The sequence below is a fragment of the Pandoraea captiosa genome (assembly GCF_902459775.1).
GTDB lineage: Bacteria > Pseudomonadota > Gammaproteobacteria > Burkholderiales > Burkholderiaceae > Pandoraea > Pandoraea captiosa.
Window position 1 is genome coordinate 1 of sequence record NZ_CABPSQ010000021.1, and the last position, 12,695, is coordinate 12,695.

Genomic DNA, 12,695 nt, shown 5'->3' on the forward strand with positions numbered 1-12,695 from the left:
CTGAAGTTCGAAGTCGCTGCCGATAACGGCGTGCTCGCGAACTTCGGCGCCGACCTGCGCAGCATGCTCTATACGCAGCCGGATACGCAGGAAGACCTCATCGACCCGGACCGTCCGACGAAGCTCAAGTACCCGAAGATGTCGGCCTTCAAGTGGGATCAGGAAGGCGTCGGATACACCGCAGAGATCGACTACGGCCTGGGCGGCGATAGCAACATCGTGCTCGAAGAACTGAAGGTTGACGGCTTCCGCATCCAGCCGATGGAAGGCGGTACGGTGATCGTCACCTTCCGTGCGATCGCGCATCCGGACGAGAGCGACACCGGAAAGCTGTGCAGCCTGATTCAACGCGACGTCGAACTGACTTTGACCGCCCCGCCGCCGACCAGCGTCCACGACTTGCTCAAGGATGCCTGACATGCGCACCCCATCCACCACTGAAATAGTGAAGTCGCTGGAGCACATCTCCGGCGACCTGACCGACGACGAGCGCGCAACGCTCGCGCCGATGGCCGAAGCCATGCACTCAGGCGTCGTCACCCAACTCACCGGCGAGCAGGTCGAAGCCTTGGCCGACATGTACGCCGCGTACTTCGGGAGCACCGTATGAGCACCCTTCTGAACCTGTGGCGCGAAGTATGCGAACGCTCGCCGGCGCTGGTTAATCCGCAGGGAAAGCACCTGATCGTCAGCGAGAGCGATTGTGCGCTGCTCGGCTGCGAGATCGAGCGCGCTTGCCTGCCGCCGGCACATCCCTCGATTGTCGAGACGCTGGCCACCGGTGGCGCAGTCATGATGGGTTTCGATGACGAGACGCAGCAGGTCACGATGAAAGCGATCTCGCTGGAAGAAATGCGCACCCCCACGCCAGCCGCACAGAGCGCAGGGCAAGATGCGGCGGGGTGGCGATCCGTAGACGACGGACTACCCGAGCCTGAAACCGACGTGCTGGTACGCAAGGAGTTCGGCGCGGCCATTTATCACGATATCGCCGGACTGTTCGATGGAGTGTGGAAGTCGCAAGTCAGTCAGGACGACTGCAAATTCCACGTAACGCACTGGATGCCGTTGCCCTCGCTCTACGCCGCGCCCGTGAATGGCGGCGAGCGCGAGTTACTGAACAAGATTCGCGAGCAAGCAGACAAGATTGCAGAACTAAACGCATTCTTCGACACAGGTGTTCCCGAAAATTGGCGCGCGGAAAATTCACCCCTAGTGGACAGGGAATTGCTAGAAGCCGTGCGCGAACTTGTCGACGCCGTCGCTCCATACGCTTACCCGACGCCGGACAAGACGCATACGGTTTGGGCAAAGCTCGAACGCGTGCGCGCCGCCCTCTCGTCTCCCGCGAAGGTGGGCGTGGATGAGCGGGACGCTGCATGGGAAAAGTGGATTCTTGACCCTAAGTTCTACGACTGGAACACCACGGCCCAATGCGCCCAGCTTCATTTCACCGCTGGATTCGATGCAGCCCGCGCCGCGCTGTCGGCGGATGGCGGGGAATTGATCGTAGCAGCAAATATTGCGGTGCACGAAATGCGCCATACCTCCGCGCCGCGCAACAGCTTTACCGAAGCGGTCGATAGGCTGGACGCCGCCGTTGCCGCCAGTACGGCGAAGGGGGCGTGATGAAAGTCATCTTGGCAAGCAATGGCGCAGAAATACTCGTTGATGATGCGGACTTCCCTGCGATGCAGGCTCATAAGTGGAGGATCGACCGGAAGGGATATGCCCGGACGAACATTCGGCCCGTGCCGGACGGCCCGCAAAAGACGGTGTTTATGCATCGCATGCTGCTTGGCGTACTGGGGTCGTCAAGAATTTATGTCGACCACCGAGACATGAACCCGCTGAATAACACGCGCGCCAACATTCGCCTGTGCACGCCCTCTGAGAACGTTTGCAACCGTCCTGCAATGCGCACCAACAAAACGGGATTTAAGGGTGTCTCGAGGCTGCCCAATGGCAGATTCCAAGCGCAGATTAAGGCTGGCCCGACAAAGCTCTACCTGGGGTCATTTGCCACGCCGGAAGAGGCCCATGCTGCATATCGACAAGCCGCCGATACTTATCACGGTGAATTTGCAAATCACAGTCGCGCCGCCTCGCAGGCAGCGGAGGAGCGGACATGAAAACACTACGTTCGATATTCGCTGCCATCTTGGGCTTTGCCGCCGGTTGTGCGGTCATTGCCGGGCTGGCTTGGGCTGGTGGCTACAACTTCGACACGCGCAACCCCGATGTGGCTTTCGGATGTTTCATGGCGCTGGTCTTCGGCGTCGCGGTTGCCAGCGCGGCGTATATGGCAGCGGAGGAGCGGAAATCGTGATCACGATCAAAGACAAGCCGGGGTGCATTACCGTAGATGAAATGCGCAACTACTTCGAGAATTCGATCAAGGAGACGGCGCTGCTGACAGCCAATACACCGCTCGGCGTCATGGAGATCAACGGAAAGTTTTCTCACTACGTGACACCTGACACCAACACCATGTGGATCGGGTTCGCGCTCGGCATGCGCGCCGCCGAACGTCTCGTATCCCACAGCTGGGGGGATATATGAAACTCGTAATGACCGAAGCCGAAGCAATCGCCGCCGGGTTCACTCACGCAGGCACGCTCTATAGCGTCCCGGTATGGGTGGATATGCGTTGCGAGTCGTGCCCGAACATCCATCCGAAATACCGCATCTCTGAGCCGTGGATATGGCTATGTGAACTCATGGCGATTCCCGTGAGCATGTGTATGTCGGAATCGTATTTCCGCATCACGCTCAAGCGCCCGCTCGACGCGAAGGACCGCTCATAAGACAGAACGAGATCATTCTGGGCGACCAGAGGAGCGAACGCTACCGCATCGAGATTCGGCCGATCGTTATGTTCGATGCGCCCGAAGCATGCCAAGTCTGGCTGAAGGTTGGTCCGCAGGAATTCCCTGTTGGTAATGCCCATGAGACACGCGCCGAGGCAACTTGGTATGCGGGTGTTCTGAGACGCGCAATGCGAAAGGCGACAGGCGAAGCAGCATGACCACCGACCCGGCCACGGCCGAAGCACTGAAAGAGATTCTGCGGGTTACGGCCCGCGCCTGGGAGATACGATGATGAATGCTCAACAGCACACCGAACACGCCCGGGCGCCGAAGCGCGCCCGCGAAGATTCGCCGACACTTCCGGCCGAGGGATTCGTGCGACTGCCTCAGGTGCTCGCCGTCTTTCCCGTCTCGCGCACGACGTGGTTGCGCGGCGTGAAGGAAAAGCGCTACCCGGCACCGGTCCAGTTGTCGCCGAGCACGGTAGCATGGCGGGTCGAAGATATCCGCCGGCTGCTCAACTCGATCGCAGCCAATGGCGACGAGATTGGGGGTACTTTTGGGGGTATCGAACCGGACAAAACATGACAAACCATTACCATTCAACGATCTCCCGGCATTTCACGATTCCTCTCTCCGGCACCAGCGACTTACTCAGTCCCTGGTCATGCAAGCAAGACGTAGTCCTCAACAGAAAAGCCGCCCGAATTTATCGCGCGGCTTTTTTGTTTTTGTCGTTCTACGCCTGTTGACGTCGAGCGTAGATCGCCTGCGCGGCGACCCACGGTCAACGGTGCTCGCATCGCTCACGCCGACATCATTTGCGACTGCCTTCGTCTTCCTCGTCGATGACGTTGTCGTTCGCGCCCTCTTCATCCTCGGCGGGCTGCGCCATCCATTCGTGATAGCCCGCTGCGCCCATCTTGCGCATCAACGCTTCGTTACGTTCGTAGATTGCCTCGGCGTCGGGGAATGCGGCGACAGCGCGGTCGATGCTCGCTTCGCGCAGCAAGTGCAGAATCGGATACGGCGACCGATTCGTGAAGTTCTCCACATCGTCCGCCGCCGTGCCTTCGAACTGATAGTCGGGATGAAAGCTCGCGATCTGTAGTTCGCCTTCGAGATGCAATTGCTTGAGCATGCGCTCGGCAAAGAACAGCGCATCGTTGTACTCGTGAAAGTCGAGCAAGGCGTGCGGCAGGATCAGCAGCGTCGTGTCGACGTCCTGCGGATCCGCTTCCGACAGCCATTGCAATTCCCTCTCCAGATCCAGCAGCACGCCCTCCATGTCGCGCGCCGCGCTCACCACGTAGTGGATCTGATCCTTGACGTGAACGGCCTTGGCGAACGGGCAGAGGTTGAGCCCGATCACCGCGCGCGTGAGCCAGTGACGCGTCGCCGCGATCACGGCCTCGCTGTCCTGTGCGCTCGCCCCGTCTGTCGACACGTTTGTCGCCACGTTTGTCGCTAAATCTGCCGCCGAAGCAGGCACCGAGTGTTTCTTGTCCGACATGTGAAATGCATCGCCATGAATCGTGAATACCGCATTGTAGTTCGCCTGCACGCCGCCATCGGCATGTCCACGGTCGATAGCTTCCCGGTGTGAATGCCAAAACGCGGCCTCGCCTTATGCGCAACCATGCCGCCTTTCCACCGCACGCCGCCGACAGCGCTCACCACCATGCCCGGAACGCCACCCATCACCACCTGCGCCCACAGCACCAGCGCCCGCGACCTCACCGCTCCCTCATCCTCCTCATCCTCCTCATCTGCCGCCGCACCCAACTGGCAAGCCGACAGGCAACCGCTTGCCGCGATGTCGCTCGCCGAACTGCTCGACACGCAGCACACGCAGCCCTTTCGTTCGCCGCCCTATCGCACGCAAGACATCTGGAATGTTCTCGTGAACGGACAGACATACGCCGGTCGGGAGTTGCGCGACGCATGCGACAAGGCGTCGCCCAATGGGCCGCTGTTTCTCGAAATGGTCACGCTGCTCACTACGAACGAAAGCGAGCGCACCGTCGACAAACTGGTCGATGCCGGCATCTTTCTGATGCCCAATCTCGCGCGAAATCTGCGGGCCGACGACGCAGCCTTGCTCCGCAGCACCGAAGGGCTGCTGCTCTGGCTGCAATATGCCGCCACCCCGACCGGATACCTCAACGTGTTCGACGGCTCGGACATCTTTGGTACCACTTCCGTCAACGATCGGACACGGATCGGGAAGATCCTGCGGATTCTGGTCGCATGCGGGCGCGACCGAACCGACACCGCGCCGTTGGCCATGGAGGAAACGGCGCCGCTCAATCCCCTTGTCCATCTGTGCAGCCAGGTCGCGCCGCAATGGTTGCGCCGCCTGCTCGAACTGGGGGTGAATTCGAATCAGCGCAGCCAGCGCGGCATGCCGCTGACCGTGGCCGCCATGCGCGCCGAAGCGCTGCGCCTGCACAACGCCGGTCAGGACGTGATGCATGCCCACGGCTCGCTGCATCGCCTCGCGGAGCTTTTGAAGCGTTACGGCGGCGATCTGATGGCGCCGAACCGTCGCGGCGTGCCGTCCGTCGCGCTCCTCACCTTCCATGGGCTTTGCGGCGCGGCCGAAGCGCTGCTCGCCTGCGGCGCCGATCCGAACGCACCGGACCCGAACGGCAATACGCTGATGCACCATCTAGCCCACGCCTCCCGACTTCATCAAGACCCCGCGCATGCCGATAACGCGCAACTCGCCCGCTACATGTTGAGGGTCGCCTTGCGCTATGGCGCCGATCTCGACCGCGTGAACGGTGCCGGGTACACGGCGCGCGAATGGGTGCCCGACACGGTTTCGCTCGGCACGCAGATCGACATCGCGTTTCTCGTCACGACACGCGCCACGGCGTTCCGTCGCATCAAAACGCTCGGCTGATGCCATTGGCAGCCCTCGGCCAGACAACGCCCTCTCCCAATCTCCATGCCCTTCGTCCCATTCCATTCCCCGCCGATGACGTCTGCTTCGATGACGTCTCCGTCGATGATGACATCGCACCAGAACAACATCCCGACCTGCGACATTGCGTCGCCGGATATCGCCACGGCATCGCTACGTAACCTGTCACTCGACGACTTGCTCAAAACGCGACGCGAAGGGCAATGCTCGTCGCAGGCGGCATGGGAGACGTTGATGAGCCTCTCCAGCGCCGCAGGACGCGAACTACGCGACAGTTGTCTGATCGCGAGCCCGACCGATCCGCAAGGACTGGCGTTTTCGATGGCGACACTTTTCTGCAAGCCGGAACGACGTAGAACGCTCGCCGATCTGGACAGCGCCGGCGTCTTCGTCGACCGCTCGCGCAGCGCACAACTCGCCCCCGAGGACGCCGATCTGCTGATGAGCGACGAAGGCCTGCGACTGTGGCTTCGCTACGCGGCGGCCCCGTCGGCCTACCCGACGCTCTTCGTCGACACGATCATGGGCGACGCCCCGGCCGCCGAGCCGGGGTCCACGGTGGAACGCGCACTACGCGTGCTGGTGGCCTGCGGGCGGGACACGACCAGCGACGTTCCCATTTCGGAATTGCCCGGCGATGTGTATCCGCCGCTCTCGCATCTGTGCAGTCACGTCGCCGTGCAATGGCTGCCATCGCTGCTGACGTTCGGTGTGAACCCCAATCAACCGACGGCCGGCGGCGTGCCCCTGATCGCCACGGCACTGGCCGCAGAGGCCGAGCGCCTTCATTCGCAGGGACACGACCTGCTGATCGCGCAGGACTCGCTTTACCGACTGGGCAAGACGCTGCACTCGCACGGCGCGAGCCTCACGACACCGTCTCGCAAAGGCTCCCCGCCCGCCATGCTGCTCGCCCTGAACGGCTACTGCGCCGCCGCTGAAGTTCTGCTCGGACTGGGCGCCGCGTGCAACACATCGGAAGGCAATCAGAGCGGCAATACGCTGATGCATCAGCTCGCGGCGGCGACCCGCCAAAAGGCATACTCGTTCACCGCGTTCTTCCTCCTGAGCGTTGCCTTGCGCTACGGTGGCGACCCCGACCAGAAGAACCACGCAGGCGTGTCCGCCATCTCGCTGCTACCGGACAGCCTTTCGCACTACGTGCGTCTTAGCCAGAAGATGATTTCCCAGGCGCGCGAGCGCGCGCTGCACGTCATTGCCAATCCCCGACCGAAGTCCGCCGAGGAATCGGAGGGCAGGCTGCCGACCGTCAGTGCTTCTCTCATGTCGCTTGCCAAACGTCTGTGCGACGGCGGGCATGACCCTCTGCACCCGCATGAAGCGCTGTTTGAACGCGTTGCGTCGCTCAAACAGCAGGGCGTCGACATGACGCAGTTGCATCGGGACGGATCGCCCCCCGTACTGTGGCTCACGCTACGCGGTTACTGTGGCGCAGCCGAAGTCCTGCTCGCACTGGCGCCGGACTGCAACGCGCCCCGGTTCGAGGGCAATACGCTCATGCACTTCCTCGCGGTGGCGACACGCCATCCCGGCGACGCCATCTATGCCGATTACATGCTCAACACGGCGCTTCGCTACGGCGGCGACCCCACGATCTGCAATCACGCCGGGCACTCCGCCATCGCGTCGCTGAGCGCCGAGCGCGCCCGCTTCCTCCGTGCGGGTATGGCCTTCATCGCCCAGACACGCAGGAGCGCGACGCAGACAGTCAATGCCCGCCGCACCCCTTACGCGCGCGTCGCGCAGACACAGCAGGCGCCTGCGAACGCGCCACTCGTGCGGCATTCCGTCGCAACGACTTAATATGCATTTTATTTGCATCTTATAATGACGTCGCCGGGCCCCTGAATGTCGTGGTCGTGAATTGAGCCTTGGGGTCCGGCGTCCAAATGCCGTGCCCCGACATGGATGCATCCATGTCGGGGCGCCGATGCACAGTCATCAGTACGACCTAAAAGATGTATTTTATTTACATCTTAAAACTCAGGAGTCTTCTCATGCTTTCCGCCGCTTCCCGCCCCTACATCGACGCCAGTGTCCCGGTCCTGCGCGAACACGGCCTTGCGATCACGCGTCACTTTTACGCCAGCATGTTCGAAGCGCATCCGGCGCTGCGCCATCTCTTCAATATGGGCAATCAGGCAAGCGGCGCGCAGCAGCAATCGCTGGCCTCGGCCGTGTTTGCGTACGCGGCGAACATCGACAATGCTGCCGCGCTCGCGCCGGTGCTCGAACGTATCGTCCACAAGCATGTGTCGGTCGGCATCACGCCGGCGCACTATCCGATTGTCGGACGCCATCTGCTCGCCGCCATCAAGCACGTGCTTGGCGACGCTGCCACACCTGCGCTGATCGCTGCCTGGGACGAAGCGTACTGGCTGCTCGCCGGTGCGTTGATCGCCGCCGAAGCCCGCCTGTCGGAGAAGACGCACGCCCCGCTGGGCAGTCTGCGCGAGTTGGTGGTGGCCGACGTCGACCGCGAGACCGAGCACGTCGCGTCTTACTACCTGCGCACGCCGGAAGGCGGCTCTCCCGGCGAGTTCGCGCCGGGCCAATATGTCAGCGTCTCGGTCACCCTGCCGGACGGTCTGCAACAGCGCCGCCAGTACAGTCTTTCCGATGCGCCGCAAGCCCCGCACTGGCGCATCACCGTCAAGCGCGAGGCGGCGAACGACACGAAACCTGCGGGTCAGGTATCGAACTGGCTGCACGCCAATCTCAAGGCGGGCGACCGTCTTCTGGTCAGCCCCGCTTATGGGGAATTCACGCTGCCGCAGTCCGATACCCGAGCGCTCGTGTTGCTGAGTGCCGGTGTGGGCATCACGCCGATGATGTCCATGCTCGCGGCGCTGGCCGCACAAGGCTCACGCCGCGAAGTGCTGTTTGCGCACGCGGGGCGTAACGGCGCGCACGTCGCGCTGCGCCGTCACCTGGCGTACGCCGCCCGACAACTGCCGCATCTGCGCGTCGCAACGTTCTTTGAGACGCCCCTGCCGGACGAACGCGAAGGCATCGACTACACGTTTGCCGGACGTATGGACATCGCGCGCCTCGCCCTGCCGACGGACGCCGATTACCTGCTGTGCGGCCCGTCCGCTTTCATGCAAACGCAATGGCGTGCCCTGCGCGATGCAGGCGTGCCCGCAGATCGCCTGCATCGCGAGGTCTTCGGCCCGGATGCACTGGACCACTTGCTGTAATCGCCGAACACCGTCACAAGCCATCACAAGCCATCTCGGACAGCACCGAACGAACGAGGCCCCCGACGATCCGCCGGGGGCCTCGTTGTTTCATTCGTGCACAAGGATCGATCAGTCGATCAGCGCGCCCGACGCATCGTAAAAGGGATGCGCGCCACCTGCGTCGTCGACGAAGGCCAGATGCGAGACGAGCCCGGTCAGTGGCGTGTATCGATGCAACTGGAAGGCGGGCGGATCGAGCACCCACGCCGAAGGCCCCCCGTCACGCAGATCAAGCGCCACCTGATGCGCAGGTGACGGACACACGCTGGCAACGGTACCCGCGAAACGCGTGTGAATCGGTCGGTGCACGTGCCCGCAAATCACCCGCTCCACGTTGTCGAAACGTTTCACGATGGTGGCCAGCTTCGCCGCAGCGGCGGGATCGAGCGCCTGGACGTCCATGTGTTCGATGCCGCACAGGAATGGCGGATGGTGCATGGCGATGACGGTCGGCGTCTCGGTATCGCTCGCGAGCGTCGCATCGAGCCAGTCGAGACGCGCTTCGCACAACTTGCCCCCGCCGTTGGGCGGATCTTGCGTATCGAGCACCACGAGCCGCAGCGGCCCGAGCATCGCGGTGTATTGCACGAACTCGCCGGGTTTGCCGAGGTAGCTATGCTCGGGGAACACTTCACGCAGGGCGTCACGCCCATCGTGATTGCCCATGACGAGGTAGTACGGGATTTGCAGCGGCGTGAGCAGGCGACGCAGATGCTCGTACTCCTCACGAGCGCCGAAGTCGACGAGGTCTCCCGTGAGCACGACGAAGTCGGGACGCGGCGCAAGCGCATTGAGGCGCGCCACACAGCGTTCGAGGTAAGCGGCAGTGTCGACGCGGCGGTAAGCCAGCTTGCCGGGGCGTTTGATGTGAAGGTCGCTGATTTGCGCGAACAGCATGAGCGATTTATCCGTGAAGCGAAAAGACATGGGCGGCGGGCAGCGACAGCCCCACCTTGTCGCCGACGCGGCACTCGCGTCGGCTGGAGACTTCGACCAGCACCGAACCGGCTGCGGACACACCGGTGAGCGTCAAACGCGTACGATCACCGAGGAACTGCACCGCTTCGACCTCGCCCGTGAGCGTGGCATCGTCGGCGGGGACGACGATGGCGTCCTCCGGACGGAAGTAAAGTTCTTCGACATCCGCACGCACCGCCGGACACGCAAGGCGACCGCCTTCGAGATGGAAGTGACCGTCGCGCCACACGCCCGCCAGACGGTTGAGCGTTCCCACGAAGTTCGCCACATGACGCGAGGCGGGCTGGTAGTAGATATCGCGGGGCGCGCCGATCTGCTCGATTCGCCCGGCGCTCATCACCACGATGCGATCGCCGAGCGCCATGGCCTCGTCCTGATCGTGCGTGACGTAGACGGTCGTCACGCCGAGTCCGCGCAGCAGGCGGTCCATATCGGCGCGTACGGTCTCACGCAACTTGGCGTCCAGTGCCGTGAGCGGCTCGTCGAGCAGCAACACGCGCGGCTCCGGCGCGAGCGCGCGCGCCAGTGCCACGCGCTGCTTCTGTCCGCCGGAGAGTTGTGCGATGGCGCGGTCTGCGTAAGGCGTGAGATGCACCAGATCGAGCAACTCGTCCACACGCTTGTCGATCTGCGCCGGGGGCAGACCGCGCAACTTGAGGCCGTACGCAACGTTGCCGCGCACGGTGAAGTTCGGGAACAGGGCGTAGTTCTGGAAGACCATGCCGACGCGGCGCTTTTCGATCGGCAAGCGCGTCACGTCTTCATCACCGAAGCGCACGCGGCCACCGGCATCGGGGCGCTCCAGACCGGCAATCATGCGCAGCGTCGTGGTCTTGCCGCATCCGGACGGGCCGAGCAGCACCAGTGTCTCGCCCGCGCCGATGGTCAGGTCGAGCGGTTGCAGAACGGTATTGCCGTGAAAGGTCTTGGCACAGCGTTCGAGGTGAATCGGGATGGAAGTCAGTTTCATCGTCAAATCCTTGGCATTCGGTGTGCGTGCAGCGCAACCGCGAAATCAGTAGCGATCAGAAGCACTCAGGTGCGACCGCGCGCATTCCTGACCTTGGCCCGTTGCGCCGTCATCTGCATGACAATGAGCAGCGGCACGATCAGCATGAAGAACACCGCCGTGTACGCACTGCCGATCTCCAGGCGCAGCGACGCGTACGCATCCGCCAGCCCCACCGGCAACGTCTTGGTATCGGGCGTATGCAGCATCCACGTCAGATTGAATTCGCCCAGCGAGAGCGTAACGACGATCAACGCAGCCGCCACGATTTCACTACGAATGTTCGGGAGCACGACCGTCATGAAGCGGCGCAGGAAGCTCGCGCCGAGGCTCGCCGCGCCCTCTTCCATCAGCTTGATGCGCGTGTCGGCACACGCCGCCGCCACGGCGCGCACCATGAACGGCAGCGTGAAAATCACGTGACCGACGATGATGAACGCCAGACTCTCGCGAAAGCCGCGCATGCCGCCGTACACGCTGATCAGCGCCAGCGCGCTCGCCAGTCCGGGCAACGCGATGGGCAGCGTGAGCAATTCTTCGATCCAGCGCGCGAAGCGGCTTTGCCAGCGCGCGAGCACGTACCCGGCAGGCACGCCCAGCAGTGCGACGAGCACCAGCGTGGCGGCGCCGACATAGAGCGAATTCAGAATGGCATCGTGATAGTCCTGCCAGACCTGAATCACCCATTTGAACGTCAGGCCGGCGGACGGCCCCCGGAAATAGTTCACCGACAGCCCGGCGAGAATCGACATCCCGACCGGGATCAGCAAAAACGCGCACATGAGCAACGTGAGCAGCAGTTGCAGCGTGAACAGGGTTTTCTTGAGCATGCGGATCAACCTCCGGCGGCGACAGCCTGCCCGGTGAAATTGCGGGCAAGCATCAGCACCGCCCAGGTCACGATGCCGAGAATCACCGAGAGGGCCGCCGCCGTCGCCACATTGGCGTTGAGCGTGAACTCGGTGTAGATGGTCATTGGCAGCACGTCGATGTCGGTGGCCAGCGTGAAGGCCGTGCCGAATGCGCCGACCGAGGTCGCGAAGCACATCGCGCCCGAAGCGATCAACGCGGGTGCGAGGGCGGGCAGCGTCACGTCGCGGGCAATGGCGAACGGGCCGGCGCCAAGCGACGCCGCCGCTTCCGTGAGCGAATGATCGAGCGATTCCGCCGCAGCCATCACAGCCAGAATCACTCGCGGAATCGAGAAATACAGATAGCCGAGAAACAAACCGGCGAGCGAATAGGCGAACACGAGCTTGTGACCGACGAGCTTCGACGTGAGGTCGCCGATCAGGCCCTGACGTCCCGCCAGCATGATCACCATGAAGCCGACCACCACGCCGGGGAACGCCAGCGGCAGGGTCAGCATCGACACGAGGGCCGATTTCCCCGGAAACTCGTGACGGGTGAGGAAGAGGCCCGCCACAAGCGATAACGCCAGTGTGGCCAGCGTGACGAGTGCCGAGAGCACCACGGTCTGCCACAGGCTGTCGAGATAGCGCGCGTTGGTGAGAATCGCGCGATAGGTCTCGAACGCGTGACCATCGCCGCTCACCTGCACCAGTGCGGCCATCGGCAACAGCCAGAACGCCAGAAAGACCGCCAGCGCCGGTAGCAGAAGTGCCACGCGCCAGCCGCGCGGCAGAGTCAGGTCACGCATCGCTTGCTTTGCTCCTCTTCCTCGTTGGTCGTTGTACAACTTGTTA

At 62.9% G+C, this 12,695-nt stretch carries 15 protein-coding genes and 1 pseudogene; 11 read left to right on the forward strand and 5 right to left on the reverse strand.

Annotation, left to right across the window (positions count from 1 at the left end; translation table 11 throughout):
* The 8 genes and pseudogenes from PCA31118_RS27155 to PCA31118_RS26035 all read left to right on the forward strand — a co-directional run.
* Window positions 1–417 (forward strand): annotated as a pseudogene (locus PCA31118_RS27155) (hypothetical protein); the annotation flags it as partial.
* 1 nt (window position 418) lies between these two features.
* Window positions 419–610, forward strand: coding sequence for a hypothetical protein (locus tag PCA31118_RS26005; protein WP_150627827.1), 192 nt, complete (start codon window positions 419–421; stop codon window positions 608–610).
* Window positions 607–1,629, forward strand: a complete 1,023-nt coding sequence (locus PCA31118_RS26010) for a DUF551 domain-containing protein (RefSeq protein ID WP_150627828.1) — start codon at window positions 607–609, stop codon at window positions 1,627–1,629. Before PCA31118_RS26005 ends, PCA31118_RS26010 begins: the two co-directional genes overlap by 4 nt.
* A complete protein-coding gene (locus tag PCA31118_RS26015) occupies window positions 1,629–2,132 on the forward strand; it encodes an AP2 domain-containing protein (protein ID WP_217431300.1) in 504 nt (167 codons plus the stop codon). The genes PCA31118_RS26010 and PCA31118_RS26015 overlap by 1 nt, the downstream gene beginning before the upstream one ends.
* On the forward strand, window positions 2,129–2,329 hold the full coding sequence (locus PCA31118_RS26020) for a hypothetical protein (RefSeq protein ID WP_150627829.1): 201 nt from the start codon (window positions 2,129–2,131) through the stop codon (window positions 2,327–2,329). Before PCA31118_RS26015 ends, PCA31118_RS26020 begins: the two co-directional genes overlap by 4 nt.
* Window positions 2,326–2,562: a hypothetical protein gene (locus tag PCA31118_RS26025; protein ID WP_150627830.1), complete on the forward strand. Its 237-nt coding sequence runs from the start codon at window positions 2,326–2,328 to the stop codon at window positions 2,560–2,562. The genes PCA31118_RS26020 and PCA31118_RS26025 overlap by 4 nt, the downstream gene beginning before the upstream one ends.
* Before the next feature lie 8 nt (window positions 2,563–2,570).
* Complete coding sequence (locus tag PCA31118_RS26030; RefSeq protein WP_150627831.1) at window positions 2,571–2,807, forward strand: hypothetical protein; 237 nt, start codon at window positions 2,571–2,573, stop codon at window positions 2,805–2,807.
* Between the two features lie 291 nt (window positions 2,808–3,098).
* Window positions 3,099–3,398 carry a helix-turn-helix transcriptional regulator gene (locus PCA31118_RS26035; protein WP_246190442.1) on the forward strand — a complete coding sequence of 100 codons (300 nt, stop codon included), beginning with the start codon at window positions 3,099–3,101 and terminating at the stop codon, window positions 3,396–3,398.
* Between the two features lie 229 nt (window positions 3,399–3,627).
* Here the strand turns inward: PCA31118_RS26035 and PCA31118_RS26040 are convergent, their stop codons facing one another.
* The gene (locus PCA31118_RS26040) at window positions 3,628–4,257 is read right to left on the reverse strand and encodes a DUF1415 domain-containing protein (RefSeq protein ID WP_246190443.1); all 630 of its coding nucleotides are present in this window, start codon (window positions 4,255–4,257) and stop codon (window positions 3,628–3,630) included.
* Between the two features lie 192 nt (window positions 4,258–4,449).
* Here PCA31118_RS26040 and PCA31118_RS26045 point away from each other — a divergent pair, with 192 nt between their 5' ends.
* From PCA31118_RS26045 to PCA31118_RS26055, 3 genes are all read left to right on the forward strand, one after another.
* Complete coding sequence (locus tag PCA31118_RS26045) at window positions 4,450–5,718, forward strand: ankyrin repeat domain-containing protein (protein ID WP_150627833.1); 1,269 nt, start codon at window positions 4,450–4,452, stop codon at window positions 5,716–5,718.
* A gap of 105 nt (window positions 5,719–5,823) precedes the next feature.
* Window positions 5,824–7,563, forward strand: a complete 1,740-nt coding sequence (locus PCA31118_RS26050) for an ankyrin repeat domain-containing protein (protein WP_150627834.1) — start codon at window positions 5,824–5,826, stop codon at window positions 7,561–7,563.
* A gap of 194 nt (window positions 7,564–7,757) precedes the next feature.
* Window positions 7,758–8,960, forward strand: a complete 1,203-nt coding sequence (locus tag PCA31118_RS26055; protein WP_150627835.1) for a globin domain-containing protein — start codon at window positions 7,758–7,760, stop codon at window positions 8,958–8,960.
* A 111-nt stretch (window positions 8,961–9,071) separates the two neighbouring features.
* Here the strand turns inward: PCA31118_RS26055 and PCA31118_RS26060 are convergent, their stop codons facing one another.
* The 4 genes from PCA31118_RS26060 to PCA31118_RS26075 all read right to left on the reverse strand — a co-directional run bounded on the left by PCA31118_RS26060 (window position 9,072) and on the right by PCA31118_RS26075 (window position 12,649).
* The gene (locus tag PCA31118_RS26060) at window positions 9,072–9,899 is read right to left on the reverse strand and encodes a phosphodiesterase (protein WP_150627836.1); all 828 of its coding nucleotides are present in this window, start codon (window positions 9,897–9,899) and stop codon (window positions 9,072–9,074) included.
* A gap of 7 nt (window positions 9,900–9,906) precedes the next feature.
* On the reverse strand, window positions 9,907–10,950 hold the full coding sequence (locus PCA31118_RS26065) for an ABC transporter ATP-binding protein (protein ID WP_150627837.1): 1,044 nt from the start codon (window positions 10,948–10,950) through the stop codon (window positions 9,907–9,909).
* 65 nt (window positions 10,951–11,015) lie between these two features.
* Window positions 11,016–11,885 carry an ABC transporter permease gene (locus PCA31118_RS26070; RefSeq protein ID WP_425495405.1) on the reverse strand — a complete coding sequence of 290 codons (870 nt, stop codon included), beginning with the start codon at window positions 11,883–11,885 and terminating at the stop codon, window positions 11,016–11,018.
* Complete coding sequence (locus tag PCA31118_RS26075) at window positions 11,825–12,649, reverse strand: ABC transporter permease (protein ID WP_150627839.1); 825 nt, start codon at window positions 12,647–12,649, stop codon at window positions 11,825–11,827. Before PCA31118_RS26075 ends, PCA31118_RS26070 begins: the two co-directional genes overlap by 61 nt.
* Window positions 12,650–12,695 lie beyond the last annotated feature (46 nt).

Coding starts and splice junctions, on each gene's coding strand:
- PCA31118_RS26015 (WP_217431300.1), top strand. CDS start 1,629: ATGAAAGTCATCTTGGCAAGCAATGGCGCAGAAATACTCGTTGATGAT.
- PCA31118_RS26045 (WP_150627833.1), top strand. CDS start 4,450: ATGCCGCCTTTCCACCGCACGCCGCCGACAGCGCTCACCACCATGCCC.
- PCA31118_RS26050 (WP_150627834.1), top strand. CDS start 5,824: ATGATGACATCGCACCAGAACAACATCCCGACCTGCGACATTGCGTCG.
- PCA31118_RS26030 (WP_150627831.1), top strand. CDS start 2,571: ATGACCGAAGCCGAAGCAATCGCCGCCGGGTTCACTCACGCAGGCACG.
- PCA31118_RS26075 (WP_150627839.1), bottom strand. CDS start 12,649: ATGCGTGACCTGACTCTGCCGCGCGGCTGGCGCGTGGCACTTCTGCTA.
- PCA31118_RS26055 (WP_150627835.1), top strand. CDS start 7,758: ATGCTTTCCGCCGCTTCCCGCCCCTACATCGACGCCAGTGTCCCGGTC.
- PCA31118_RS26020 (WP_150627829.1), top strand. CDS start 2,129: ATGAAAACACTACGTTCGATATTCGCTGCCATCTTGGGCTTTGCCGCC.
- PCA31118_RS26035 (WP_246190442.1), top strand. CDS start 3,099: ATGATGAATGCTCAACAGCACACCGAACACGCCCGGGCGCCGAAGCGC.
- PCA31118_RS26065 (WP_150627837.1), bottom strand. CDS start 10,950: ATGAAACTGACTTCCATCCCGATTCACCTCGAACGCTGTGCCAAGACC.
- PCA31118_RS26010 (WP_150627828.1), top strand. CDS start 607: ATGAGCACCCTTCTGAACCTGTGGCGCGAAGTATGCGAACGCTCGCCG.
- PCA31118_RS26060 (WP_150627836.1), bottom strand. CDS start 9,899: ATGCTGTTCGCGCAAATCAGCGACCTTCACATCAAACGCCCCGGCAAG.
- PCA31118_RS26005 (WP_150627827.1), top strand. CDS start 419: ATGCGCACCCCATCCACCACTGAAATAGTGAAGTCGCTGGAGCACATC.